The sequence below is a fragment of the Sinomonas atrocyanea genome (assembly GCF_001577305.1).
Taxonomy (GTDB): Bacteria; Actinomycetota; Actinomycetes; order Actinomycetales; family Micrococcaceae; genus Sinomonas; species Sinomonas atrocyanea.
Genome location: NZ_CP014518.1, coordinates 1,919,950 through 1,946,132 on the forward strand (window position 1 = coordinate 1,919,950; position 26,183 = coordinate 1,946,132).

The following is a 26,183-nucleotide window of genomic DNA, read 5'->3' on the forward strand; positions in this document are numbered from 1 at the left end:
CGGGACCGCCGTCCCCGGTGGCGGGTGCCGTCCTCAGACGACGCTCGGCTTGGGCGCCGAGTAGATGTCCTCGACGTAGCTGCCGAAATCGGCCAGCACCTGGGCCCGCTTGACCTTGAGCGAGGGCGTGAGGTGGCCGGAGGACTCGGTGAAGTCCGTCGGCACCACCCGGAAGGACTTGATGGCCTCTGCCTTCGACACGCTCGCGTTGGCGCGGTCGACGATCGACTGCACGTGAGCGAGGACCCCGGGGTGGGACGCGGCATCCTCGAGGGAGAGCCCGGCGGGAAGCCCCTGCCGCTCGAGCCAGCCCGGGAGGGCCTCCTCGTCGAGGGTCACGAGCGCGCCGATGAAGGGGCGGTTCTCGCCCACCACGACGACCTGCGACACGAGGGCGTCCGCGCGGATCTGGTCCTCGAGGTGGGCCGGCGCCACGTTCTTGCCGCCGGCCGTGACGATGATGTCCTTCTTGCGCCCGGTGATGCGCAGGTAGCCGTCGGCGTCGAGCTCGCCGATGTCCCCGGTGTGGAACCACCCGTCCGTGAACGTCTCGGTCTGCAGCTCGGGAAGCCGGTAGTAGCCGCGCATGACGCTGACGCCCTTGGCCAGGATCTCGCCGTCGTCCGCGATCCGGACCGCATTGCCGGGGATCGGGGCCCCGACCGTGCCGATCTTGACCAGCGAGGGCGTGTTGACGCAGATCGGCGCCGTGGTCTCGGTCAGGCCGTAGCCCTCGAGGACGCGGAGCCCGATGCCGTGGAAGAAGTGGCCGAGCCGCTCGCCGAGCGGTCCGCCGCCCGAGACTGCGTACTTCACGTGGCCGCCCATGGCCGCGCGCAGCTTCCGGTAGACGAGCGCGTCGTAGAGCGCGTGCTGCAGCCGCAGGCCGAGGGAGGGGCTCCCGCCGTCGGCGTGGGACTTCGACCAGGCGATCGCGGTGTCCGCGGCGCGGTGGAAGATCTTGCCCTTGCCGCCGTCCTCGGCCTTGGTCAGCGCAGAGTTGTAGACCTTCTCGAACACGCGCGGGACCACGAGGATGAAGTTCGGCTCGAAGCCCTGCAGGTCGGCCAGGAGGTTCTTGATGTCCGGGGTGTGGGCCACCTGGCACCCGGCGGCGACGGCGAGGACGGAGATGAAGCGGGCGAACACGTGGGCGAGCGGGAGGAACATGATCGTCTTCGCCCCAGGCACCACCACCTCTCCGAGTGCGGCCGCGGCGTTCTCGGACAGCGCGACGAAGTTCCCGTGGGTCAGCTCGCAGCCCTTCGGCCGGCCGAGCGTGCCGGAGGTGTAGATGATGGTGGCCAGCGACTCGAGGGTCGCGGCGGAGCGGCGCGCCTCGAGCTCTTCGTCGGAGACCTGCTCCCCGGCCGCGGCGAGCGCGCCGAGCCCGGCGGGGGAGAGCTGCCAGACGTGGCGCATGGCGGTGAGGTCGTCGGAGTCGATGGCCGCGCGGATGGCGTCCTCATGGTGGGCGGTCTCGCCGAAGGCGGCAACGGCGCCCGAGTTGCCGAGGTTCCACGCGATCTGGCTCGGAGAGGAGGTCTCGTAGATCGGCACCGACACCGCGCCGGCGAACCAGATGGCGAAGTCGACGAGGCTCCACTCGTAGCAGGTGCGTGCCATGATGGCCACGCGATCGCCAGCCGCGACGCCCTCCGCGATCAGGCCCTTCGCGATCCGCTCCACCTCGGCGCGGAACTCCTTGGCGGTCACGTCCTCCCACGCGCCCGAGGCCCCCCGCCGGGCGAAGAGGGCCGGGTTCGAGGGCTTCTCGGCCTGCTCGACCACGAAGTCGGCAATGTTCTTGGCAACGGGAGTGGGGACGAGGGGCGGAACGGTCTTTTCGCGCACGATATCTCCTTCGGTACCTCCCGGTGCGCGGGAGAGGGCTTAACCATATCCAAGGCCCCTGCACGGGATGTGCCTTGGATCACGGCACGATGCTACTGGTGAGTAACAATAGCGGCCCGGGGTCCCGGGCCGCCAGTAGAATGGCCAGCGTGCGCAGACCCCGCTTGGCTCCGACCTTCCGGCCCCGCGATCCGCGGCTGAGGAGGAGGGGCCTCGCGATCGGCATCGACATCGGCGGCACGAAGGTCGCCGCAGGCGTGGTCGACGCCGACGGGCACGTCCTCCAGCGGGCCCGGCGGGCGACCCCCGGCACGCGGCCCCGCGAAGTCGAGCGCGTCATCGCCGAGCTCGTCGACGAGCTCAGCGTCGAGCACCGCATCGCCTCCGTGGGGATCGGCGCCGCAGGCTGGATGGACCTCGACGGCGGGACCGTCCTCTTCAGCCCGCACCTCGCCTGGCGCAACGAGCCGCTCCGCGCCAACCTCGAATCGCTCCTGCGCCGCCGCGTGCACCTCGCCAACGACGCCGACGCCGCGGCGTGGGCCGAGTGGCGCTTCGGGGCCGGGCGCCAGGAGAGCCGGCTCGTGTGCATCACGCTCGGCACCGGGATCGGCGGCGCGATGGTGGTCTCCGGCCACCTCGAACGCGGCCGCTACGGAGTCGCGGGAGAGTTCGGCCACCAGATCATCATGCCCGGCGGCCACCGCTGCGAATGCGGCAACCGCGGCTGCTGGGAGCAGTACGCCTCGGGCAACGCCCTCGGACGCGAGGCGCGCGAGCTCGCCCGCGCCAATTCCCCGGTGGCACAGGAGCTCCTCCGCGCTGTCGACGGCGATCCCGAGCAGATCACCGGCGCGATCGTCACCGAGCTGGCCCGGGCCGGGGACGCGGCCTCGCGCGAGCTCATCGAGGACGTCGGCGAGTGGCTCGGGCTCGGGCTCGCGAACCTCGCCGCGGCGCTGGACCCTGGGACCTTCGTGATCGGGGGAGGTCTCTGCGACGCGGGGGAGCTGCTGCTGGCCCCGGCCCGCAGGGCGTTCGCCCGCAACCTGACCGGCCGCGGCTTCCGCCCGCCGGCCCGGATCGTGCGCGCGGCCCTCGGCCCCGAGGCGGGCCTCATCGGTGCCGCCGACCTCTCCCGCGTCCACCTGCGCTCCCACGGCGCGGTGCGCTGAGCCGCGCAGCTCAGATCCGGGCGCCGTCGTCCCCGTCGTCGTCCTTGCTGCGCGGCAGGCGCATGATGAGCGTGCCGACCCCTGCCACGAAGGCCGCGACGAGCAGGACGATCACGTAGCCGGGCACGGTGCGCCACACGAGCGCGCACAGCAGGAGGGCCACCGGGCCGCCGAGCGCGCTGCACCAGGCGAGCACCGCCACCGGGTCGGCGCCTGCCAGGACGGGGGCCGGCTCGTCGGGGACGAAGTCGCCCGGCAGCCCCTCCGGCTCCTCGCCGACCGGTCCGCGGCTGCGCGGAGCGGCGACCCCGAGGGGGTCGTACCGGGCGAAGCCGGCGGGGCCGGCGTCGTCCCCGGGGGAAGACGGGTCCTTTTCCCGGCCCTCCGGGTGGTCTGCCGCGGGCGCCGGCGGGAGCGGACCCGGGGCCGAGGACCGCTCCGCGGCGGAGAGCTCGGTCGGAGCGGGCCCAGCGTCGCGGTCGTCCACGGAGCCGCCCAGGCGCGCCACGAGGTCGCGCCAGACGTCGTCGTCCGCCGCAGGGTCGTGGCGGTCGGGGTCGGGACGCCCGTTCACGCCGCACCCCCAGCGTCGATGCGGCGGCAGGCGGCGGCCGACGGCGCGGCGTCGACCGCCTCCTTGATGAAGGCGACCGAGCCCCGGAAGATCGTCTCGGCGTCGTGGTCCAGAGTGGCCACATGGTAGCTGTTGGCGAGCCGGACGATGCGGATGTCCGTCCCGCCGTAGCGGGCGGCGATCGCGCCGACGCTGCGCTCGCTCGTGACGACCCTGTCGACCGTCGAGCGGAAGACCTGCAGCGGGGCGGTGGCGCGCGGCAGGGACGCGACGGTGTCCCGGAACAGGAGCTTGAGCTGGTGCGCGGCGGCCACGGGCACCGACTCGTAGGCGCCCTCGTCCTGGCCCGCGAGCTTGATGTCGTTGCGGATGCCCGGAACCGTCCGCATCACGTGCCGCAGCACGCCGGAGAGGTGCGAGCGCGGATCGTCGATCACGAGGCCGGGGTTGACCACGCTGACGGCGGCCACAGGGCGGTGCGCGGCAAGGCGCAGCGCCAGGGCCCCGCCCATCGACAGCCCCGCAGCGACGACGGCCGTGCATTCCTCGGCGAGCTCGACGTAGGCCGCCTCATAGGCGTCGTACCACTCGTGCCACGACCTGCGGGCGAGGTCCTCGATCGAAGTCCCGTGGCCGGGGAGGAGGGGCGTGGCCACGCGGAACCCGGCGCCGCGGAGCGCATCCGCCCACGGCGCGATCCCGCCGAGCCCGCCCGTGAAGCCGTGGCTCAGGGCGACACCGACGGTGGAAGGGTCCATGGCAAGAATTATGCACCGTGCAGCGGCCTGTTGCGCCGAGTCCGCAGAGCGGGACACTACAGTGAAGCCTGGAACGCGCTCGAACGGCGGAAGGACCTGCGTGGTCTACTGGATCCTCAAGCAGATCTTCATCGGCCCCCTCGTCAAACTGCTGTACCGGCCGTGGACCAAGGGGCTCGCGAATGTTCCGGCCCGCGGGGCGGCCATCCTCGCCTCGAACCACCTCTCGTTCTCCGACTCGATCTTCCTGCCCCTCATGGTCCGGCGGCCGGTGGTGTTCCTCGCGAAGCAGGAGTACTTCACGGGCCGGGGGCTCAAGGGCTGGCTGACCGCGGCCTTCTTCCGCTACACGAACCAGCTGCCGATGGACCGGTCCGGCGGGGAGGCATCCGCAGCCTCCCTCGAGGCCGGCGCGCAGATCCTCGCGAACGGCGGCCTGCTGGGCATCTACCCGGAGGGGACGCGCAGTCCCGACGGGCGCCTGTACCGGGGCAAGGTCGGCGTGGCCCGGCTCGCCCTGCTGAAGCAGGTGCCGGTGCTCCCGGTCGCGATGATCGGCACGGAGAAGGTCCAGCCGATCGGCCAGCGGATCCCCTCGATCCGCCGGGTCGGCATCATCATCGGCCAGCCGATGGACTTCTCCGAGTTCTACGGCAGGGCCGAGGACCGGGCCGTCCAGCGGGAGGTGACCACGCGGATCATGCGCCAGATCCAGCAGCTGTCCGCCCAGGAGTACGTCGACGCATATGCCGCGGACGTCAAGGCCAGGCTGGCGCAGGAGGCGGCGCAGAAGCGGACGGGAGAGCCGCCGGCCGACGCATAAGCACGGCGCCGTGCCGGTGGCTTAGCCTTGGATCGTGACTGATCTCTCCGTATCGCCCGCGGCCCGATTCACGAGCACTGCCCAGAGCGGTGCCGCCGACTACCCGGGCCTCGACAACTGGCGCTCCCTGCCGATCTCGCAGCAGCCTTCCTGGTCGGACCCGGACGTCTTCCGCGCGGCGATCGCGGAGCTGTCCATCCTCCCGCCGCTCGTCTTCGCCGGCGAGGTGGACGTCCTGCGCGAGCGGCTCGCCGCCGCGGCCCGCGGGGAGGCCTTCCTCCTCCAGGGCGGCGACTGCGCCGAGACCTTCGGGGCGGCGACCGCGGACCGGATCAGCGCCCGCGTGAAGACCATCCTGCAGATGGCGGTAGTGCTGACCTACGGGGCCCAGCTGCCCGTGATCAAGATGGGCCGCATGGCCGGCCAGTTCGCCAAGCCCCGTTCCTCCGACACGGAGACGCGGGACGGCGTCACCCTCCCGGCCTACCGCGGCGACATCGTCAACGGCTATGACTTCACGCCCGAGTCTCGCGCGCACGACGCCGCGCGGATGCTCCGCGCCTACCACACGTCGGCGTCGACCCTGAACCTCATCCGCGCCTTCACCCAGGGCGGCTTCGCAGACCTGCGCCTCGTGCACACGTGGAACAAGGGGTTCACGGAGAATCCGGCCCACGCCCGCTACGAGTCGCTCGCCCGCGAGATCGACCGCGCCATCAAGTTCATGGACTCGTGCGGGGCCGACTTCGAGGCGCTCAAGCGCGTCGAGTTCTTCGCGAGCCATGAGGCACTGCTGCTCGACTACGAGCGGGCGCTGACGCGCATCGACTCGCGCACGGGCCTGCCGTACGACACCTCCGCGCACTTCCTGTGGATCGGTGAGCGGACCCGCGAGCTCGACCACGCCCACGTGGACTACCTCTCCCGCGTGCGGAACCCGATCGGCGTCAAGCTCGGTCCGTCGACGACGGGCGACGACGCCCTGCGGCTCATCGACAGGCTCGACCCCGAGCGCGAGCCCGGCCGGCTGACGTTCATCACCAGGATGGGGGCGCAGAACATCCGCGAGAAGCTGCCCCCCGTGGTCGAGAAGGTCACCGCGTCCGGCGCCCAGGTCCTGTGGGTCACCGATCCGATGCACGGGAACACCGTCACGAGCCGCAACGGCTACAAGACCCGCCGCTTCGACGACGTCGTGGACGAGGTGCGCGGCTTCTTCGAGGTGCACAGGGCGCTGGGGACCGTTCCGGGCGGCCTGCACATGGAGATGACGGGCGACGACGTCGCCGAGTGCCTGGGCGGCTCCGACCCGATCGACGAGGCGGCGTTCGAAGACCGGTACGAGTCGGTGTGCGACCCGAGGCTGAACCACATGCAGTCCCTCGAGATGGCCTTCCTCGTGGCCGGATCGCTCTCGAAGCGCCACTGATCGGGAGGCCGGGAGCGGGTGGCCCTCACGGTCGTGTGAGGGCCACGGCCCTCACACGACCGTGAGGGTCACGACGCTGCCCTCGGGCACGTCCTTGTCCACCGGGTCCTGGGCGCGGACGGTGCCGAAGAACCCGCCGAGGATGTTCTCGACGCGCACGTCGAACCCGAGCCGCTTGAGCTCGTCCGTGGCCTGGCCGACCTGCTTGCCCACGAAGCTGGGCACGTGCACCATCTTGGGCCCCTTGGACATCGTCAGGGTGACCGCGCCGCCCTTGGTCAGCGTGGCGCCGGGAGCCGGGTCCTGGGCCGCGACGGCGCCCTTCGGAACGGTCCTGTCGTTGACCTCGTCGGAGGAGACCTGGGGATCGAGCCCGGCGGCGCGCAGCGCCGCGAGCGCCTGGGACTGCGGCATGCCCACCACGCGGGGCACCGGGATCGGCTGGGGACCCTTGGACACGGTCAGCGCCACGGTGGAGCCATGGCGCAGGGACGTACCAGGTCCCGGGTCCTGGGCGAGGATGATCCCCGCCGGCACGGTGTCGTCGTAGGCCTCCTTGACGGCACCGACGGTGTCCTTCGCCGCCGTGATGGCGGCCTTCGCGTCGTCGAGGGACTTGCCCCGCAGGTCCTCGAGCGGGAAGAGCTGCGGGCCCTTCGACACGAGGACGCTCACGCCCTGGAACTTCCGGATCTGGGTCCCGGGGGCCGGGGTGCTGTTGACGATCAGCCCGGCCGTGACGGCGTCGTCGAAGACGTCCTGGGTGGAGAAGGAGAGCCCCGCCTGGTCGAAGAGCGGCCGAGCCTGGTCGACCGTGAGGTCCTTGACCGGGGGGACGGTCGCGGCGGCGCCGGGGCCCACGCCGAAGAACCATCCGGCCAGCGCGGCCACGAGCGCGAGGACGACGATGACCGCGGCCCAGACCGCTCCGCGGCGGCGCGACCGTCCGGGTCCCAGAGTGCGCGTCGGGGTCGCGGCTGCGGCTGCTGACCGGCGTGCGGCCTCGCGGTCGCGCCGGCGCTGCTCGCGCGCCGTGGGGGCCGTTCCCGCCGGGATGACGCTCGTGTGCTGGGGGTGGGGGGCAGCGGCGATCACCTCCGTGCGCCCGGAAGGGAGCATCTCGGTGTGCCCGCGCTGGGGGTAGGGGATGTGCTGGGTCTGCGCCGAGTGCAGGTCGAGCTGGGCGTCGCTCAGGTGGGTGCGGATGTGCCGGATCTCGCCGAGGAGGGCCTCGGCATCGACGGGCCGGTCCTCGGGTTCCCGCGCGCAGGCCCACTGGACGAGCTCGTCGAGCTCCGGGGAGAGGCCGGGGACGAGGTCGGACGGCGGAGGGACGTCGCGGGTCGCGTGCTGCATGGCGACCTGCACGGGCAGGTCCCCCCGGTACGGCTGGTGTCCGGTGAGGAGCTCGTAGAGCATGATCCCGACCGAGTAGAGGTCGCTGCGCTCGTCGCCACCGCTGCGCTGGACGAGCTCGGGGGCGATGTACGCAACGGTGCCCATGGTGACGCCGCTGGTCGTCGAGGTGGTGACTGCCCTCGCAAGGCCGAAGTCTGCGACCTTGATCTGCCCCGAGTCCCCGAGGAGCACGTTCTCGGGCTTGATGTCGCGGTGGACGAGGCCGGCGGCGTGGGCGGCCGCGAGCCCGTCGACCACGGCGTCGATCAGCGCGAGGGCCTGGCGCGGCGCCAGCGGGCCGTGCTCGTCGAGCAGCTCGCGGAGGTTGCGGCCGGGCACGTACTCCATCACGAGGTAGAAGACATCCCCGTCGTGGCCGCGGTCGAGGACCGAGACGACGTGGGGGTGCGACAGCCGGGCCGCGGCCTTGGCCTCCTGCTCGAGGCGCTCGGCGAAGGAGGGGTCCTGGCTCAGATGCGGGTGGAGGACCTTGAGGGCGACGTCCCGGTCGAGGTTCGTGTCCGTTGCCAGGTAGACCGTGGCCATGCCCCCCATGGCGAGGCGCGCGGCAACGCGGTAGCGGCCGCCCACGAGCGATCCGACGAGCCCGTCGCTCAGCTTTCCGTTCACCCCACGATCCTATGCGCTCGCCCGCGGCAGGCGCCCGAGCCACCCCGTGCCGGAAGGGGCCACGGGGCGCCCGCGGTCAGCTGAACGTCTTCTGGTGCGCCCTGATGGCGGCCACGTACTGCTTGGTGTCCTTGTACATGCCGTGCTTCGCCACGGAGTACTGGCCCTGGTAGTAGCCGGCGATCGCGGTGTCCTCGTCCTTGCTCGTCCGCACGAGGGCGCGGATGATGGCGATCCCGGCCGTGGCGTTGTCATGGGGGTCCATGAGGTTGAGCTTGCGGCCGACGAGATCCGAGGCCCACTCTCCGGAGGTGGGCACGAGCTGCATCGTCCCGATGGCGTTGGCGGGGGAGACGGCGCGCTGGCTGAATCCCGACTCCTGGTAGGCGATGGCCAGGGCCAGCGCCGGGTCGACGCCCATCCGCCGCGCGGTGTCGGCGACGATCTGCTTCATCTCCGCCCGGCTCGGCACCGGCGCGGCATTGAGGAGGCGCTTGTTCTCGTTGGCGGAGGCGACGACGGCATCGGGGTACTTGAAGCCGAAGAAGGTGTCGCCCACGAGCGGCTTGGGTGCGCCGGACGAGGCCTGCGTGATGGCGGCGGCCGGCTCTGCCTTGGCGGCCGGAAGCTTGAGCGTCCGCCCCGCGTAGATGATGCTCGTGAGGCTGAGTCCGTTGGCGCTCAGCAGGCTCCCGAGCGGCACCTTCAGACGGGCGCTGATGCCGTAGAGGGTGTCACCCGGGCGGATGGTGTAGGTGCCGGAGCTGGCCGGCTGGGCCGACGTGTCGCCAGCGGAGGACGGCGCGGCGGCGTGCGGGGCCGTCCCGCCGGTGAGCGTGAGCTGCTGGCCCGGGTAGATGATGGTGGTCGGCGTGAGGTGGTTCAGGGACAGGACGTCCGCGACCTTCAGCCCGAACCGTCCGGCGATCGCCGTCACCGTGTCCCCGGCACGCACCGTGTACTTCTGCGGCGGCGCTGCCTTCGCAGGTGCGAGCCTGCTGGGAACCATCGCCGGCACCTCCGCGGCGGGCACGACGGCGGCCCGCGCGGCGGCGCTCGGGGCGCCGCCTGCGAGGGCGCCGGACTGGGCGACGGACGCGGCGGCCGCTGCCGATGCGGGCGCAGCGAGCGCGAGCGAGGACAGGGCCACGGCGGGGAGGACCGCCGTCGTCGCCGCGACGAGGGGAAGGCTGGGCTTGGCTGCAGCGCTTCCGCTGGTTCCGGACGTGCTCATCGGTCGACCTCCTTGAGCCGGGGTGGTGTCACTCGTGTGATGACGGCTGTAAATTCGGTGATGTTACGTGAGTGATTTATTTGACTGCTGTTACTTAAGTGACCGATGTGAATCTCTCATGATTCGGCGGAAGGTACAAGGCAGCGGGTGGACCGGCTGGCTCCCGCGCCCGGCGCCGGCACCGACTAGGTGGAGCGGCCCGGGGCGTGGCACGCTGGTGCCGTGAGTGATATCGAGAACCTGGTGTCTGAATGGCTGCCCCTCCCGGACGTCGCGGAGCGGCTCGGGCTGCCGGTCACCAAGGTGCATGGCCTGATCGACGAGCGCGCGCTCGTCGCCGCGCGCGTGGGCGAGCGCAAGATCCGCTCCGTCCCAGCGCTGTTCCTCGACGGGGACCACGTGGTGGACAGCCTCAAGGGCACGATCGCCGTCCTGGCGGATGCGGGCTTCAGCGACGAGGAGCTGATCGCCTGGCTCTTCACGCCGGACGAGTCGCTGCGCGGCCGCCCCATCGACGCCCTCCGCGAGGGCCGCAAGACCGAGATCCGGCGCCGCGCGCAGATCCTGGCCTGGTAGCCGCACCCCCCCCGCGTCCGGCGATGCGTCAGGCCCCGGGCCCGGTCCGCGCAGGCGGGCCGGACCCGGGGCCTGACGCCTTCCTCAGGACGCCCGCTGCACGGCGGCCCTGCCGAGGGCCTCGAGCGCAGTGCGGACCACGGGATCGACGTCGAGCCGCGCGAGCGCCGCGAAGGCCTCGTCGGCCAGCCTCCCGATGAGCCGCTCGGTGGCCTCGAGGGCGCCGGCCGAGGCGATGATGTCGCGCAGCCTGCCGACTTCGTCGAGATCGAGGTCGCCCCGCCCGAGGCCGCGTTCGAGCTCTGCCGCCGCCGCGCCGTCGGCCGTGTCCAGCGCGAGCGCCACGAGCATGGTCCGCTTCCCCTCGCGGAGGTCGTCCCCGGCGGGCTTGCCGGTGGTGCGGGGGTCCCCGAACACCCCGAGCACGTCGTCGCGGAGCTGGAACGCCTCGCCGAGCGGGAGCGAGAATGCGGAGTAGGCCTCCAACAGGGCCTCGTCCGCTCCGGCGAGCGCCCCCCCGATGCCGAGCGGGTGCTCGGTGGAGTACTTCGCCGACTTGTACCTGATCACCGTGCCCGCCCGGGCCACAGCCTCCGTCCGGGAACGGGACGGACCGGCGACCTCCTCGAGGATGTCGAGGTACTGCCCGGCCATGACCTCGGCCCGCATCGTGTTGAAGATCCGGCGCCCAGGAGTGCCGACCCCGGCCGCCGGCCCGACCGCGGTGAAGGCCTCCTCGCTGAAGGACAGGCACAGGTCGCCCGTGAGGATCGCGGCGGCGTGGCCGAAGCGGGTCGCATCGAGCGCCCACCCCGACCTGGCGTGCAGTGCCGTGAACCGCTCATGCACGCTCGGCGCACCGCGGCGGGTGGCCGAGCGGTCGATGATGTCGTCGTGGATGAGGGCCGCTGACTGGAAGAGCTCGAGGGCGGCGCCCGCGCGCACCGGTTCCTCGGCCAGCGCGGCCCCGCCGGCCCCGCGCCACCCCCAGTAGCCGAGCAGCGCGCGGAGGCGCTTGCCGCCCGAGACGAGGCCTGAGATGGCGTCCATGAGCGCATCGACGTCCGCCGAGACCCCGGCCATCACCGACCGCTGGCGGTCGAGGAAGGAGCGCAGCTCGGCCTCGAGGGCTTCCCGGTAGCGTGCCTGCTCCTCCTCGACGCCGGCGGCGGCCCCCGCTCGCTGCTCGTTCACCGTGTCCCCTGTCCGCTGACTACTTGAGCGACGACGGCGCCACCGAGACGCCCACGGTCGCGACCGCCTGCTTGTTCGCGGTGACGACGGTGACGGTGGCGGTCTCCGAACCGTTCGAGCGCACGAAGTCCCGCACAAGAGTCCCTGCCGCAGCCATCGATGCCGATGTGCTCGACGACGCGCTGGCGGCAGGCACCTCGGTGAACCCCTCGCCGGTGAGGGTCTTCGTGTAGTAGCCGAGCATCTCGGAGGCCGAGGACGTGCTGCTGCCCGCAACGAGGGACGCGACCGCGGGGGAGGCCGAGGCATCGAAGCTCGTGGCGAGCGCCGTGGCGCCGGGCATGAGGGGAAGCGTCTGGGATGGGAAGCCGGGCGCAATGGCGCTCACGGTGGCGTTCGCCGCAGAAGCCGACGCCGTGGCGCGTCCGCTCACCGTGGAGGACGGCGACGACGAGGCGGTGGCCGCGGAAGAGCTCGCCGGAGCCGGGCTCTGCGCCGCGCTCCCTGTCTGGCCTCCGCAGCCCGCCACTGCGAGTGCGGCGGCCATGAGCACGGTGGCTCCTGCGAGTCGTCGGATCCTGACGGTGATGTTCGCCATGCGCCTGGTGTCTGCCTTTCGTTCTCGCTGCAAGGTCCCGCCCAGTCTAGTGGGCGGTGCGGTGTCCCTCCCGCCTACGATGGACGGGTGGGAACGGACGGTGATGCCCCCGGGGAGGAGACGCTGGGGCAGATGCGGCGCCGCGGCGTCCTGCACGTGGACATGGACGCCTTCTTCGTCGCCGTCGAGCAGCGCGAGCGGCCGGAGCTGCGCGGACGGCGCGTCATCGTCGGTTTCCCCGCCGAGCGCTCCGTGGTCCTGTCCGCCAGCTATGAGGCGCGCGCCTTCGGCGTCAGCAGCGCAATGCCGATGGCCATCGCGCTGCGCCGCTGCCCCGACGCGATCGTGGTCGAGCCCAGGCACCACCTCTACTACGAGGTGTCACGGCAGCTCATGCGGCTCTTCGCCGACTTCACGGATCTCGTCGAACCGCTGAGCGTCGACGAGGCCTTCCTCGACGTTTCCGGCGCGGTGCGGCGCCTCGGCGCGGCGCCCGAGCAGATCGCCGCCCAGATCAAGGCCCGGATCCGCTCGGAACTCGGCATCACCGCGTCGGTCGGGGTCGCCTCGACGAAGTTCGTGGCCAAGATCGCCTCGACCAGGTCCAAGCCGGACGGCCTTCTCGTCATCCGCCCCGAGGATACGGTGCCGTTCCTGCACTCCTTGCCGGTCGGGGCGCTGTGGGGGATCGGGGGCAAGACGCGGGAGGTCCTCGGCCGCCTCGGAATCCACACGGTCGGTGACCTCGCCCAGACTCCCGATTCCACGCTGCGGCGGGCGCTCGGGGCCACCGGCCTGCAGGCCAAGCGCCTGAGCTGGGGGATCGACGAACGGGCCGTGACGCCCACGCGCGAGGAGAAGAGCATCGGCGCGGAGGAGACGTTCGCCGTGGATGTCTCGGACGACGCCGCGCTGCACGCCGAGCTCCTGCGGCTCGCCCACCGCGTCGCGGGGCGCCTGAGGGGCCAGGGGCTCGCCGCAGGCACCGTCGCGCTCAAGCTCCGGTACACCGACTTCTCCACCCTCGCGCGCTCCCACACCCTCACGGTGCCGACCGACGGCGCCCAGCACCTCTACAGCGCGGGGCGCCAGCTCCTCGCGGCCCTCGGCCCGCGCCCCCAGGCGGTCCGGCTCCTCGGGCTGCGGGGAGAACGGCTCTCGCGGTCGGCGGGGGCGCCCCGCCAGCTCAGTCTCGACCGGACGGAGGACAACTGGCGGACCGCCGAGGAGGCCCTCGACCGGGTGTCGGAGCGATTCGGCTCCGGTATGGTCCAGCCGGCGCGCCTCCTCGGGGAGCCTCGTCCCGGCCTCCAGCGGGACGGCCGGACCCCGCGGGAGTGAGCGGTGCCTGCGACGCTCCGGGCGTCCCTTTTGGAACCTACCCGGACGTCATATCCTTAAAGGACCTCGAAATATTGGGTGCACTGAGTCGGCTGGGAAGTCCATCTGGGGTCGGGTCGCAGCGGCTCGTCGGTCAGGGGAACCCGCGGCTGGTTCAATGCGTTGGTGCAGATGATGGAGGCCGTCCATCATCTGCATGCGTGAAGGAGTCGCCATGCCTCTCTCGGAGCACGAACAGAAGATGCTGGAGCAGCTTGAGAAGCAGCTCCATGAAGAGGACCCCAAGTTCGCCGATTCCATGGGCGCCGATGCCCTCAAGACGTTCTCGACCAAGCACATCGTGCTCGGGGTCCTCGGCGTCATCGCGGGCATCCTCGTCCTCCTGATCGGGGTGAGCATCCAGAACATCTTCGTGGGAGTCCTCGGCTTCCTGCTGATGGGCGGGAGCGTCTACTACGGGACCCTCCGGCGCCCCGGACGGCGTCTGCGCGCCGGCAGCTCGAAGCGGACGGGCGGCGGGTTCCTCCGCAAGCTCGAGGCCCAGTGGGAAGAGCGGCGCAGGGACGAAGGCTGACCCTCCCCGCCCGGACCGCGCGCCGGTCCCTGAGCCGACTCGCCTCAGCGACTCCAGAGCCACGCCCCGCCTGACGGCCTGACTGTGCCCCGGAACCACTCGGTTCCGGGGCACAGTCGTGTTCGCGGGCAGGCGTCCGCACCGGCCGCGCTCCGCTTCCCTCCCGGTCCTCCACTTCCCTCCCGGCGCCCCACTTCCCTCCCGGTCCTCCACTTTCCTCCCCGGGTGCCACCGGCAGCGGGCCGCCCCGCTGGCGGCGGGAGGCTGCGGCTGCCGCCGTGGCTCGCGTATGCCCTCAGGGCTCCACCCGGCACCCTTTTCCCTCCACCCGGCCCCCAGGGCCAGGATCCGCATGAATCCGCGGGAGTTCCTTGTACAGATGGTGCGACATGCGGGCCGTGTCGCATTGACGGGGGAGGGTCGTGGAGTAAAGTGGGGGATGTTGGAGGGAAGTGGCGGATAGGGCCGTTCAGCCTCGCACAGACGGGTGGTGGTGCCGGTGTTGCTCGGTACGTATTCGCCGCGTCTGGACGAGAAGGGGCGACTCATCCTCCCGGCGAAGTACCGAGACGAACTGGCCGAGGGGCTGGTTCTGACCCGGGGCCAGGAGCGCTGCATCTACGTCTTCAGCCAGAAGGAATTCGAGAGGGTCCACGAGCAGATGCGGGAAGCCCCTATCTCCTCGCGTCAGTCGCGTGACTATCTCCGAGTCTTTCTGTCCGGAGCCTCCGACGAGGTGCCTGACAAGCAGGGGCGCGTGACGATCCCCCAGAACCTGCGCAAGTACGCGGGCCTGGACCGGGACCTGGCCGTGATCGGCGTAGGGACCCGGGCGGAGATCTGGGACGCCCAGGCGTGGGAGGACTACCTGTCCGAGAAGGAATCCGCCTTCTCGGAGACCGACGACGACGCCATACCCGGGATCATCTGATCCCACTGGCTGGCCGAGATCTCCAGCCGCCCCGCAACGCTTCCTGGCTCACCTTCCCCGGAGCCAGGCGGCCGACCGGCGCGGAGGGGGATCTGGACCAGCCGGACACCACGGAGCATCCGCTCCAGACGAGACGCAAGCGCACGGGAGGAGTGGACCATGGCGAGTGACGACCAGCAGGACAGGCCGACGTCCGACCGCCATGTCCCCGTCCTGCTCGAGCGCTGCGTCACGCTGCTGTCCGGCGGCGTCGAGGCGGCGATCGCCGCCGGGCGCACCCCCGTGGTGGTCGACGCGACGCTCGGCATGGGCGGCCACAGCGAGGCGATCCTCACGCGGTTCCCGACGGCGACGCTCGTCGGGATCGACCGGGACGAGCAGGCGCTCGCGCTCGCCGGCGCCCGGCTCGCCCCGTTCGGGACGCGCGCCCGGCTCGTGCACGCCGTCTACGACGAGATCCCCGAAGTGCTCGAGGAGCTCGGCCTGCCGGGCGCCGACGGCGTGCTGATGGACCTCGGCGTCTCCTCGATGCAGCTCGACGAGCGCGAGCGCGGATTCGCCTACTCCTACGACGCCCCGCTCGACATGCGCATGGACACGAGCCGCGGCCTGACGGCCGCGGACGTGGTCAACACCTACAGCGTCGAGGACCTCACCCGGATCATCCGCTCGTGGGGCGAGGAGAAGTTCGCCGGCCGGATCGCGAAGAACATCGTCGCCGAGCGCGAGAAGCAGCCGTTCGCGACCACCGGCCAGCTCGTCGAGGCCATCCGCGCGGTGGTCCCCGCGGCGGCTGCCCGGACCGGCGGCCACCCCGCCAAGCGCACGTTCCAGGCGCTGCGGATCGAGGTCAACGAGGAGCTCGACGTGCTCGAGCGTGCCGTCCCGGCCGCCATCGGCACCCTGACGCTCGGCGGCCGGATCGTGGTCATGAGCTACCACTCGCTCGAGGACCGCATCGTCAAGGCCGCCCTCCAGTCGAGGAGCCGTTCGACGGCGCCTCCGGGGTTCCCGGTGGAGCTCGAAGAGCACCGCCCGGAGCTGAAGATCATCACCAAGGGAACAGAAGTGCCGACGGAAGCCGAGATCGCGGAGAACCCCCGCGCAGCCTCGGCTCGCCTCCGCGCGGCGGAACGCATCAGGGCAAGGAGTGGAGCATGAGCGCAGCAGCACAGCGGACGGCGGCGGTGGCCGGGACGTCCGCCCTCACGACGGCGGCACCCCGGCAGGAAGCCCCGTCCGCCGCGCCGCGCCGGACGCCCCTGTCAGTCGTCCGCTCCGCGCCCGCCCGCCGTCGTGCTCCGTTCGCCATCTTCTGCCTCGGCGTCCTCGCCGCGGCCCTCCTCGCCGTGCTCGTGCTCAACGTGTCCGTCTCCACCGGGCAGTACCAGCTCGTCCAGCTGCGCAATGACCAGCTGAGCCTCCAGAAGCAGAACCAGGAGCTGACACAGCAGGTCCAGAACTTCCAGGCTCCCCAGAATCTGGCCGCGCGGGCGGCACAATATGGAATGGTCGCCTCGACGTCCAACGGCCAGATCGACCTGAAGACGCTCGCAGTGACCGGCAACGCCAAGGCTGCGGAGAAGGGTGCCCCCCAGGGCGCCGTGCTCGCGACGCCCGCCGTTCCCGGCCAGCTCTCCGCTGCGCCGGCAGCGACGACCAAGGACGCGCCGACCGCCAAGCCGGCGGACAAGCCCGCCGCGAAGGTTGACCTCCACGGCGGCTCCATCCCGGCTCCCGCGCAGAAGACGCCGGGCCAGTAGCCCCACGGCCACCGGTCTGGCGCCAGCGGCGGACCGGCGCGGCCGAGCGCAGCAGCAGGGAGATCGGGAAGCGTAGGGACACACGTGGCAGCGAAGAGCACCGACCGACAGGGCAGGCAGGGCCGCGGCGGCCCCCGCACACCGGACGACGGGCCCGTCCGGCGCGCACGCCGGGCCACGAGCCGCCTGCGCCTGGGCCTCGCCGCGATGCTCGCCCTGCTCCTGCTCATCGGCGGCCGCCTCGTGCTCGTCCAGGGCATGGACGTGGGCGGCCTCGCGGAGGCGGCCCTGAGCAAGCGGCTGCAGAAGACCGTGCTCCCGGCCGAGCGCGGCCAGATCGTCGACTCGAAGGGCACCGTCCTCGCCTCGAGCGTGGTCCGCTACAACATCACCGTCGACCAGCGCATCGCGTCCTCCAAGGACTTCACGGAGCTCGAGCAGCGCGTCGACGCGGGCGACGGCACCAAGAAGATCGTCACGATCACCCGGGACCAGGCGATCCAGCAGCTCGCCGACGCCGTGGGCAAGCCCGCCACGGACGTGGCCGCCGCCATCACCGGCGACAAGCCCTTCAACTACGTGGCCCGCGACGTCACACCGGACACCGAGGCCCGCGTCATGGCCATCGGCTTCCCCGGCATCCTCTCGGAGGGCGTGACCCAGCGCGTCTACCCCAACGGCGCGGTGGGCGGGAACCTCGTCGGCTTCGTCGGCTCGGACGGCACCGCCCTCGCGGGCCTCGAGCAGACCCAGGACAGCCTGCTCAAGGGCCAGGACGGGTCCCGCGAGTACGAGATCGGGGCAGACGGCCTGCGGATCCCCGTGGCCACCGACAAGCTCACCCCGGCGCAGGACGGCAAGACGGTCAGGCTCACGATCGACTCCGACCTCCAGTACTTCACCCAGCAGGCCATCCAGACCCAGACGGACAAGTACAGCGCCGAGTGGGGCATCGCCATCGTCATGGACGCCAAGAGCGGCAACATCCTCGCGATGGCGGACTCCAACTCCGTCGACCCGAACGACCCGGGCAAGACCGCCGCGAAGGACCGCGGTGCGCGGGCCGTCACCGCGGCCTACGAGCCGGGGTCCGTCGAGAAGACGATCACCATGGCCGCCCTCATCCAGGAGGGCAAGGCCAACCCCCTCTCGCAGTACACGATCCCGCCCACCTACACCCTGGACGGCCAGACCTTCTCCGACGCGTTCACCCATGGCACGGAGCAGCGCACACTCGCGGGCATCCTCGGCTACTCGATGAATACGGGCACGGTCATGGCGGGCAAGGCCCTCTCGCCGCAGCAGCGCTACGACTGGTTCACCAAGTTCGGCATCGGCCAGCCGGTGGACATCGGCCTCCCGGGGGAGGCGCTGGGCGTCCTGCACACCCCTCAGGAATGGGACGGGCGCCAGCAGTACACGATCCTGTTCGGACAGGGCGTGACCCAGTCCACCCTGCAGACGGTGCGGGCGTACCAGGCGATCGCCAACGACGGCGTCATGCTCCAGCCCCGCCTCATCGACGCCTATGTCGACCAGAACGGGCACACCACGTCGCCGCAGACCGCCCCGCCGTCGCAGGTGGTCAGCAAGGACACGGCGCGGCAGGTCCAGCAGATGCTCGAGAGCGACGTGACCGAGGGCGAGGTCAAGCCGGCGGCCATCGACGGCTACCGGGTCGGCGCCAAGACCGGCACCTCGGAGGCCCCCGGGAGGACGGGGTGCCCGGCTACGACGGTGTGACCTCCTCGCTGATCGGCATGGCACCGATGGAGGACCCGCGCTACATCGTCGCCGTCGTGATCCAACGGCCCAAGGGCGACATCTTCGGCATCGGCAACGCGGACGTGTTCCGCTCCGTCATGAGCCAGACGCTCCACAAGTACGGCGTTCCGCCGTCCACCGGGACCCCCGCGAAACTGCCCCAGTACGCCAAGTGAGCACGTGAGGCCGGTCCATTCCGGGTGCTGCCCCACGGCGGCGCCCGGAAACGGCGTTATAGAGTTGGAATCCCGATCGATGAAGGTGAACGTGAGCGAGCAGCCCATGCCCACGGGCAGGAGGAGTGCCTCCCCGGGGGGCACACAGCAGGACAGGCAGCCGGCCATCCGCCCGGCACGCGTCGACCCGGTGCCCCTGGCCGAGATCGCCGCGCTCCTCGGCCTCCCCGAGGACGGGCTCGAGGACGCCCCTGCGGTGACCGGCGTGACCCTCGACTCCCGCTCGGTGGTCCCGGGCGACGTCTACTTCGCGCTCCCCGGCGCCTCGCGCCACGGCGCCGACTTCGCCCGCCAGGCAGTCGAGGCCGGCGCGGTGGCCATCGTCACCGACCCTGACGGCGCCCAGCAGCTCGCACTCTCGGAGACCTCGGCCGACGTGCCCGTCCTCGTCGTGGACGCCCCGCGCGCGGCCGTGGGCGGTGCCTCGGCGCTCGTCTACGGCACGCAGCGCGGCGGGGGCGGAGCGGGCGTGGCCCTGCTCGGCGTGACCGGGACGAACGGCAAGACGACCACGACCTACTTCGCCAACGCCCTCCTGCGCGCCCTGGGCCACCGCACCGGGCTCATCGGGACGATTGAGATCTCGGCCGGGGGAGAGCCGATCCCGAGCCGTCTCACCACGCCCGAGTCCCCGGAGGTCCACGCCCTGCTGGCCGTGATGCGCGAGAAGGGCGTGAGCGCCGCCTCCATGGAGGTCTCCTCGCACGCCATCGAGTTCGGCCGCGTCGACGGGGTCCGCTACGACGTCGTCGGCTTCACCAACCTCACCCAGGACCACCTCGACCTCCACGGCACGATGGGGGACTACTACGCGGCGAAGGCGCGGCTCTTCACGCCCGAGCGCGCCGACCGTGCAGTCGTCACGGTCGACGACGCGTGGGGCCGCCGCCTCGCGGCCGAGGCGCCGATCCCGGTCACCACCCTGCGTACCGAGGCCGCCGGCCCCGCGGACGGGACGGACACCGCGGACTGGACCGTGACGGACGCCCGGAGGTCCGGCGTGGGCACCGCCTTCGAGCTGCGCCACGCCGACGGCACCGCTCTGCGGGTGCGCTCGGGGCTGCCCGGCGGGTTCAACGTGGCCAACGCCGCGCTGGCGACGCTCCTCGTCCTCGCCTCCGGAGCCTCGGCCGAGGAGGTCCAGAAGGCCCTCGACACCGACCCCTTCACCGTCGAGGTCCCCGGCCGCATGCAGCTCGTCGGCACGGCCCCTGCCGCGGTCGTGGACTTCGCGCACAATCCGGACGCCCTCGAGCGCGCCCTCGACGCGGTCCGTCCGGAGGGCGCCGGCCGCCTGATCGTCGTCTTCGGCGCCACCGGCCAGCGCGACCAGGGCAAGCGCCCCATCATGGGCGCAGTGGCCGCACGCGGCGCCGACGTCGTCGTCGTCACCGACGACGACCCGCACGACGAGGACGCCGGCGCCATCCGGGCCGAGGTCATCGCCGGCGCGCGCGCCGAGGACGCCGGGCAGGGGCTCGGCCGCCGTATCGACGAGGTCGCGCCCCGCGCCGCGGCCATCCGCCACGCGGTCTCGCTCGCCGGAGCGGAGGACGTGATCCTCGTCGCCGGACGCGGGCACGAGTCCTTCCAGGAGGTCAAGGGCGTGAACCTCGCCCTCGACGACCGCCTCGAGCTGCGCGCCGCCCTCGCCGAGCACGGCCGCCCCTCGTGCAGGACGGGCCGGGATTCCCGTCTGCAGGCGCGGACGCACTAGAGTCCGATGCGCAATGATTGAGTTCACAGCGGCGCAGATCGCCGAGATCACGGGCGGGCGCCTCCTCGCAGACCCCGCCATCGTCCCCACCACCGTCGTGACCGACTCGCGCGAGGCGGCCCCCGGCTCCCTCTACGTGGCCAAGCCCGGCGAGCACGCCGACGGGCATGCCTTCGTCGGTGCGGCCTTCAGCGCCGGCGCGACCCTCGCCCTGTGCGAGCACGAGGTCGCCGATGACGACGGCGCGCCCTACCCGTGCGTCGTCGTGCCCGACGCGGTGCTCGCGATGGGCGCCCTGGCCGCCGCCGCGGTGGCCCGCATCCGCGCGGCCCGCGCCGAGCGCGGCGAGGAGTTCACCGTCGTCGGGATCACCGGGTCGGCCGGCAAGACCACGACCAAGGACCTGCTCGCCGGGATCTTCCGTTCCACCGCCGCCGGCTCGGCGACCCCCGCCGCGACGGTCGCCCCGCAGGGCTCGTACAACGGCGAGGTCGGCGTGCCGCTGACCGTCTTCCGCGCGGACTTCACCACCCGGTACCTCGTGGTCGAGATGGGCGCCACGGGCATCGGCCACATCCGCTACCTCGCCCAGATGGTCCGCCCCGACATCGGGGTCGTGCTGATCGTCGGCACAGCGCACGCGGGCGAGTTCGGCGGCGTCGAGAACATTGCGAAGGCCAAGGGCGAGATGGTCGAGGCCCTCGCTCCCGAGGGAACCGCCGTGATCAACCTCGACGACCCGCGCGTGCGGGCCATGGAGTCCCGCACCCAGGCGAAGCCGGTCTTCTTCACCGCCCACCCCGAGACGGCGGGGGCCTACGCCCAGCGCGGGACCGTGGTCGCGGCCCACGGCGCGACGGTCGACGCCGGGGGCTCCCCGGTGTTCGAGCTCTCCGTGGGCGCCCAGGCGCCCGTCCACGTGGCCAGCCGCCTCATCGGCGCCCACCACACGGGCAACCTGCTCGCGGCGGCCGCCGCGGCCCACGCCGCCGGCGTGCCCGTCGCCGAGATCGCCGAGTCCCTCTCGGCGCAGGGCCCGGGCAGCCGCTGGCGCATGCAGCGCACCGAGCGCGCCGACGGTGTCACCGTCATCAACGATGCCTACAACGCCAACCCCGAGTCCATGCGCGCGGCGCTGCAGACCCTTGCCGACCTCGGTCGCGGCCGGCGCACGTGGGCCGTCCTCGGCGCCATGCTCGAGCTCGGAGACGAGTCGATCGCCGCGCACACCGCCGTGGGCACCCTCGTGGTGCGCCTGAACATCGACCGGCTCGTGGTGGTCGGCCGTGAGGCCCGCCCGCTCTACGTCTCGGCCGTGAACGAGGGCTCGTGGGGCAACGAGACTAGCTTCGTCGAGGACGTCGACGCCGCGTACGCACTGCTCGACGAGGAGCTCGCGCCCGGCGACCTCGTCCTGGTCAAGTCCTCCAACGGCGTCGGCCTGGGGGCCCTGGGCGATCGGATAGCATTGCCGCAGCAGCCGGCCACCGCGGACATCCAGGAACGGAGCTGACGTGATCGCACTGCTGATCGGCGGCGGTCTCGCCCTCCTCTTCGGGCTTGTGGGGACCCCGCTCTTCATCCGTCTGCTCGTGCGGCGGGGATACGGCCAGTTCATCCGGGACGACGGCCCCACCACCCACCACACCAAGCGCGGAACGCCGACCATGGGCGGCGCGGTGTTCGTGCTGGCCTCGGTCGTGGCGTACTACCTCACCCACCTCATCACCTGGCTCATGAACCCGGCGGCCACCGGTCCGACGGTGTCTGCGGCCCTGCTCCTGTTCCTCATGGTCGGCATGGGCCTCGTCGGGTTCCTCGACGACTTCATCAAGATCACCAAGCAGCGGAGCCTGGGGCTGAGCGCGCGCGCCAAGCTCATCGGGCAGGGCCTCGTGGGCATCGCGTTCTCCCTCCTGGTCCTGCAGTTCCCGGACCACCGCGGCCTGACCCCGGCGTCCACGCACATCTCGTTCCTGCGGGACATCCCCTGGCTGGACCTGGCCTTCGGCGGCACGGTCCTGGGCGCAATCCTGTTCGTGATCTGGTCCAACCTGATCGTCACCGCCGCGAGCAACGGCGTGAACCTGACCGACGGCCTGGACGGGCTCGCCGCGGGCGCCTCGATCATGGTCTTCGGCGCGTACACGATCATGGGGATCTGGCAGAGCAACCAGGCCTGCGGCTCGGCCCGGGTCATCGGGTCCGTGTGCTACGGGACCCGCGACCCGCTCGACCTCGCGCTGCTCGCCGCCATCATGAGCGCGGCCCTGGTCGGATTCCTGTGGTGGAACACGTCGCCGGCCAAGATCTTCATGGGGGACACGGGCTCGCTCGCGATCGGCGCCGCGGTCGCCGGCTTCGCGATCCTCACCCGCACCGAGCTGCTCCTGATCATCATCGGCGGCCTGTTCATGCTCATCACGCTCTCGGTCATCCTGCAGGTGGGCTACTTCAAGGCCACCAAGGGCAAGCGGCTGTTCAAGATGGCGCCGCTGCAGCACCACTTCGAGCTCAAGGGCTGGGCCGAGGTGACCGTGGTGGTCAGGTTCTGGATCCTCGCCGGGCTCTGCGTCGCAGGTGGCCTGGCTGTCTTCTACGCAGAGTGGGTGGCTGGACTGTGACATCGTTCTCGAACTCGACCCCTGCCGCCCAGCGGCTCGCCTCCCTCACCTCATGGGACGCCGACTGGTCCGGGCTGCGCGTCGTCGTGGCCGGCATCGGCGTCTCGGGCTTTGCCGCCGCGGACACCCTCATCGAGCTCGGTGCGCGCGTCGTCGTCGTCGACGCCTCCGTGACCGAGCGGGCGGAGGCCCAGGCGGACACGCTGCGGATCGTCGGCGCCGAGGACGTCCTGCTGGAGCCGGACGCCGTGGCTCGCCTTCCGAAGGTCGACGGCGAGTGGCCCGAGCTCGTCGTGACCTCGCCGGGGTGGCGGCCTGACCAGGCGATGCTCGCCGAGGCGGAGCGCAGGGACATCCCGGTGTGGGGCGACGTCGAGCTCGCCTGGCGCGTGCGCACCCGTCGGGGCAAGAAGACGGCGGACTGGCTCGCGATCACCGGCACGAACGGCAAGACGACCACGGTCGGCATGACGGAGTCGATGCTGCGCGCGGCGGGCCTGACCGCCGTCGCCGTCGGCAACGTCGGCACCCCGATCCTCGACGCCATCCGCGAGCCGGTCGAGTACGACGTCTTCGCCGTGGAGCTCTCGAGCTTCCAGCTGCACTGGGCCAGCTCCCTCTCGCCAGTGGCCTCCGTGGTCCTGAACGTGGCCGAGGACCATGTCGACTGGCACGGCTCCTACGAGGCGTACCTCGCCGACAAGGCGAAGGTCTACGAGAACACCCAGAAGGCGTGCATCTACAACGCCGAGCAGATCGAGACCGAGCGCATGGTCGAGGAGGCCGACGTCGTCGAGGGGTGCCGGGCTGTCGGCTTCACGACGCGCACGCCCGCCGTGAGCATGCTCGGCGTCGTCGAGGGCCTGCTCGTCGACCGGGCCTTCATCGAGGAACGCCGCGACCACGCCGCCGAGCTGGGCTCGCTCACGGACCTCGGGCCCGTCGCGCCCAGGCACATGGTGGCCAATGCCCTCGCCGCCGCGGCCCTCGTGCGCGCCTACGGCGTGGAGCCCGCAGCGGTGAAGGCCGGCCTGCAGGCCTACCTCCCCGGCGACCACCGGATCCAGCCCGTGGCAGACATCGGAGGCGTGGCCTGGGTCAACGACTCCAAGGCCACCAATCCGCACGCCGCGGCGGCCTCGCTGTCCGCGTTCGAGCACGTGGTGTGGATCGCCGGGGGCCTCGCCAAGGGTGTGGCGTACGACCAGCTCGTCGCCGATCAGGCTTCCCGGCTGCGGGGCGTGGTGCTGATCGGGCGCGACAGCTCCGAGCTCGCCGGCGCCCTCGCGCGACACGCACAGAATGTCCCCGTGTACCGCGTCGACCCGGGCCAGACTGGTGGAGACCAGTCCGCCGGCGCCGCCGTGGCGGGGAGCGACGTGATGGCCTCGGCCGTCCGGCTCGCCGCCGAGCACGCGGAACCGGGCGACACCGTGCTGATGGCGCCCGCCGCGGCATCCATGGACCAGTTCGACTCGTACGCCCACCGCGGGACGGCCTTCGTCGAGGCGGTGCACGCACTCGCCCGGGACGAGGCCGGATCCGGCAGGGACCGGGGAGAGACGACCGAGGAGTAGCAGATGGCGAGCCCAGCCCAGGAGCAGCGGACCCCCGCACGGTTCCTGCGAGCACCCCTCGCCCTCTGGCAGCGGATCGCCCGGCCGGACTCGGCCAGCAGCGGCACGAGCTACTTCCTCATCCTCGGCGCCACCCTCGCGCTGACGGCGATCGGCATCATGATGGTGCTCTCGGCCTCGAGCGTCGAGAGCATCGCGGCGGGGGAGAGCCCCTACACGGCGGCGCTGAAGCAGGCGCTGTTCGGCCTCGTGGGCCTCGTCGGGATGTTCGTCCTCTCCCGCATCAACGTGCGGTGGCTCAAGCGGCTCGCCTGGCCGGGCATCGGCGCGACCATCGTGCTGCTCGTGCTGGTCCAGCTCATCGGCCGCCGCGTGCTCGGAAACCGCAACTGGATCGACATCGCCGGCTTCAGCCTCCAGCCCTCCGAGTTCGCCAAGCTCCTGCTCGCCCTCTGGATGGCCACGATCCTGAACAAGAAGGCGGACCTGCTCGATCACTGGGGCCACGCGCTCGTCCCGGTCGTCCCCGCGGGCCTCGGCGTCGCCGCCCTCGTCATCTGGGGCCACGACCTCGGTACGACCCTCGTGATCCTGCTGGTGGTGGTCGCGGCCCTCTTCTACGCCGGGGTGCCCACCAAGCTCTTCGTGACCTCCGGGGTCGTGCTGGCCGTCGGTGCGATCGGCTTCGCCGTCACAAGCCCCAACCGCATGTGCCGCATCTACAACTGGGTCGGGCAGGAGCCCGACTTCTGCAAGGCGGACGGCGGCGACTTCGGCTACCAGGTGCAGAACGGCCTCCAGGGCCTCGCCTCGGGCGGCTGGCTCGGTGTCGGCCTCGGACAGAGCCGGCAGAAGTACAGCTGGATTCCCGAGGCGCACAACGACTTCATCTTTGCGGTGCTCGGCGAGGAGCTCGGGCTCTTCGGCACCCTCCTCGTCCTTGCCCTCTTCGCCGTCCTCGCGGTCGCCGTCTTCCGCGTCGTCTCCCGCCAGAAGGAGCTGTTCCCGCGGATCCTCGGCGGCACGATCATGGCGTGGATCCTCGGCCAGGCCGCGGTCAACATGGCCATGGTCACGGGGATCGCCCCCGTGATCGGCGTCCCGCTGCCGTTCATCTCCTCGGGCGGTTCGGCCCTCGTGAGCTGCCTCTGCGCGATCGGCGTAGTGTTGTCCCTGGCCCGCGAGGACATGCGCCCCGTGCGGGCCCGGAGGCCCCGCCGTACCGCCGCACGGAACGGCGGCGCGGTGTCCGCGGCCGCCGCCACCCGGCGTCCGGCCCCGAAGCCGGCCAAGGTCCCCGCCGCGGCAGGGAGGGCGACGGCGAGGCGGACGGCCCCGCCGCAGGCTCCCCGGCCCGCACCGGCACGAGGCACCACGGCGCAGCACCAGACCCAGCGGAAGGCCAGCACCTAG

21 protein-coding genes and 1 pseudogene are annotated in these 26,183 nt (G+C 71.8%); 15 read left to right on the plus strand and 7 right to left on the minus strand.

Features of this window, described 5'->3' with window-relative positions:
• Window positions 1-33 precede the first annotated feature (33 nt).
• The gene (locus SA2016_RS08845; RefSeq protein WP_066497400.1) at window positions 34-1,854 is read right to left on the minus strand and encodes an AMP-dependent synthetase/ligase; all 1,821 of its coding nucleotides are present in this window, start codon (window positions 1,852-1,854) and stop codon (window positions 34-36) included.
• Window positions 1,855-1,994: 140 nt separating this feature from the next.
• Here SA2016_RS08845 and SA2016_RS08850 point away from each other — a divergent pair, with 140 nt between their 5' ends.
• Window positions 1,995-3,029, plus strand: coding sequence for an ROK family glucokinase (locus SA2016_RS08850; protein WP_066497402.1), 1,035 nt, complete (start codon window positions 1,995-1,997; stop codon window positions 3,027-3,029).
• A gap of 10 nt (window positions 3,030-3,039) precedes the next feature.
• Here SA2016_RS08850 and SA2016_RS08855 read toward each other — a convergent pair whose 3' ends face one another.
• Window positions 3,040-3,603 carry a hypothetical protein gene (locus SA2016_RS08855; protein ID WP_066497403.1) on the minus strand — a complete coding sequence of 188 codons (564 nt, stop codon included), beginning with the start codon at window positions 3,601-3,603 and terminating at the stop codon, window positions 3,040-3,042.
• The gene (locus SA2016_RS08860; protein WP_066497404.1) at window positions 3,600-4,361 is read right to left on the minus strand and encodes an alpha/beta hydrolase; all 762 of its coding nucleotides are present in this window, start codon (window positions 4,359-4,361) and stop codon (window positions 3,600-3,602) included. The genes SA2016_RS08855 and SA2016_RS08860 overlap by 4 nt, the downstream gene beginning before the upstream one ends.
• A 100-nt stretch (window positions 4,362-4,461) precedes the next feature.
• On the opposite strand from SA2016_RS08860, the gene SA2016_RS08865 reads away from it, so the two are divergent.
• Together SA2016_RS08865 and SA2016_RS08870 are read left to right on the plus strand one after the other, a co-directional pair.
• Complete coding sequence (locus tag SA2016_RS08865; RefSeq protein ID WP_066497405.1) at window positions 4,462-5,184, plus strand: lysophospholipid acyltransferase family protein; 723 nt, start codon at window positions 4,462-4,464, stop codon at window positions 5,182-5,184.
• Between the two features lie 31 nt (window positions 5,185-5,215).
• Window positions 5,216-6,613, plus strand: a complete 1,398-nt coding sequence (locus SA2016_RS08870) for a class II 3-deoxy-7-phosphoheptulonate synthase (protein WP_066497406.1) — start codon at window positions 5,216-5,218, stop codon at window positions 6,611-6,613.
• 51 nt (window positions 6,614-6,664) lie between these two features.
• Here the strand turns inward: SA2016_RS08870 and pknB are convergent, their stop codons facing one another.
• Together pknB and SA2016_RS08880 are read right to left on the minus strand one after the other, a co-directional pair.
• Complete coding sequence (gene pknB / locus SA2016_RS08875) at window positions 6,665-8,641, minus strand: Stk1 family PASTA domain-containing Ser/Thr kinase (protein WP_066497407.1); 1,977 nt, start codon at window positions 8,639-8,641, stop codon at window positions 6,665-6,667.
• Window positions 8,642-8,717: 76 nt separating this feature from the next.
• On the minus strand, window positions 8,718-9,875 hold the full coding sequence (locus SA2016_RS08880) for a lytic transglycosylase domain-containing protein (protein ID WP_066497408.1): 1,158 nt from the start codon (window positions 9,873-9,875) through the stop codon (window positions 8,718-8,720).
• A 222-nt stretch (window positions 9,876-10,097) separates the two neighbouring features.
• Here SA2016_RS08880 and SA2016_RS08885 point away from each other — a divergent pair, with 222 nt between their 5' ends.
• Complete coding sequence (locus SA2016_RS08885; RefSeq protein ID WP_066497409.1) at window positions 10,098-10,451, plus strand: Rv2175c family DNA-binding protein; 354 nt, start codon at window positions 10,098-10,100, stop codon at window positions 10,449-10,451.
• An 84-nt stretch (window positions 10,452-10,535) separates the two neighbouring features.
• Here SA2016_RS08885 and SA2016_RS08890 read toward each other — a convergent pair whose 3' ends face one another.
• Together SA2016_RS08890 and SA2016_RS08895 are read right to left on the minus strand one after the other, a co-directional pair.
• Entirely contained in the window at window positions 10,536-11,645 is a 1,110-nt protein-coding gene (locus SA2016_RS08890; protein WP_066497410.1) for a polyprenyl synthetase family protein, read from the minus strand.
• A 19-nt stretch (window positions 11,646-11,664) separates the two neighbouring features.
• Window positions 11,665-12,243: a hypothetical protein gene (locus SA2016_RS08895; RefSeq protein ID WP_066497412.1), complete on the minus strand. Its 579-nt coding sequence runs from the start codon at window positions 12,241-12,243 to the stop codon at window positions 11,665-11,667.
• 87 nt (window positions 12,244-12,330) lie between these two features.
• Between SA2016_RS08895 and dinB the strand changes: the two genes are divergently transcribed.
• The 11 genes and pseudogenes from dinB to ftsW all read left to right on the plus strand — a co-directional run bounded on the left by dinB (window position 12,331) and on the right by ftsW (window position 26,183).
• Window positions 12,331-13,584, plus strand: a complete 1,254-nt coding sequence (gene dinB / locus SA2016_RS08900; RefSeq protein WP_371326654.1) for a DNA polymerase IV — start codon at window positions 12,331-12,333, stop codon at window positions 13,582-13,584.
• 214 nt (window positions 13,585-13,798) lie between these two features.
• Window positions 13,799-14,158: a DUF3040 domain-containing protein gene (locus tag SA2016_RS08905; RefSeq protein WP_066497415.1), complete on the plus strand. Its 360-nt coding sequence runs from the start codon at window positions 13,799-13,801 to the stop codon at window positions 14,156-14,158.
• A 499-nt stretch (window positions 14,159-14,657) separates the two neighbouring features.
• A complete protein-coding gene (gene mraZ, locus SA2016_RS08910) occupies window positions 14,658-15,089 on the plus strand; it encodes a division/cell wall cluster transcriptional repressor MraZ (RefSeq protein WP_066502272.1) in 432 nt (143 codons plus the stop codon).
• Window positions 15,090-15,248: 159 nt separating this feature from the next.
• Window positions 15,249-16,250: a 16S rRNA (cytosine(1402)-N(4))-methyltransferase RsmH gene (gene rsmH / locus SA2016_RS08915; protein ID WP_066497417.1), complete on the plus strand. Its 1,002-nt coding sequence runs from the start codon at window positions 15,249-15,251 to the stop codon at window positions 16,248-16,250.
• The gene (ftsL, locus tag SA2016_RS08920) at window positions 16,247-16,852 is read left to right on the plus strand and encodes a cell division protein FtsL (RefSeq protein WP_066497418.1); all 606 of its coding nucleotides are present in this window, start codon (window positions 16,247-16,249) and stop codon (window positions 16,850-16,852) included. The genes rsmH and ftsL overlap by 4 nt, the downstream gene beginning before the upstream one ends.
• A 186-nt stretch (window positions 16,853-17,038) precedes the next feature.
• Window positions 17,039-18,792: pseudogene (locus tag SA2016_RS08925) on the plus strand (peptidoglycan D,D-transpeptidase FtsI family protein).
• 106 nt (window positions 18,793-18,898) lie between these two features.
• Window positions 18,899-20,569, plus strand: a complete 1,671-nt coding sequence (locus SA2016_RS08930; RefSeq protein WP_066502279.1) for a UDP-N-acetylmuramoyl-L-alanyl-D-glutamate--2,6-diaminopimelate ligase — start codon at window positions 18,899-18,901, stop codon at window positions 20,567-20,569.
• Window positions 20,570-20,582: 13 nt separating this feature from the next.
• Window positions 20,583-22,082, plus strand: a complete 1,500-nt coding sequence (locus SA2016_RS08935; protein WP_066497419.1) for a UDP-N-acetylmuramoyl-tripeptide--D-alanyl-D-alanine ligase — start codon at window positions 20,583-20,585, stop codon at window positions 22,080-22,082.
• Window position 22,083: 1 nt separating this feature from the next.
• Window positions 22,084-23,193, plus strand: a complete 1,110-nt coding sequence (gene mraY / locus SA2016_RS08940) for a phospho-N-acetylmuramoyl-pentapeptide-transferase (RefSeq protein WP_066497420.1) — start codon at window positions 22,084-22,086, stop codon at window positions 23,191-23,193.
• A complete protein-coding gene (gene murD, locus SA2016_RS08945; RefSeq protein WP_141305434.1) occupies window positions 23,190-24,770 on the plus strand; it encodes a UDP-N-acetylmuramoyl-L-alanine--D-glutamate ligase in 1,581 nt (526 codons plus the stop codon). Before mraY ends, murD begins: the two co-directional genes overlap by 4 nt.
• A 3-nt stretch (window positions 24,771-24,773) precedes the next feature.
• Entirely contained in the window at window positions 24,774-26,183 is a 1,410-nt protein-coding gene (gene ftsW, locus SA2016_RS08950; protein WP_141305432.1) for a putative lipid II flippase FtsW, read from the plus strand.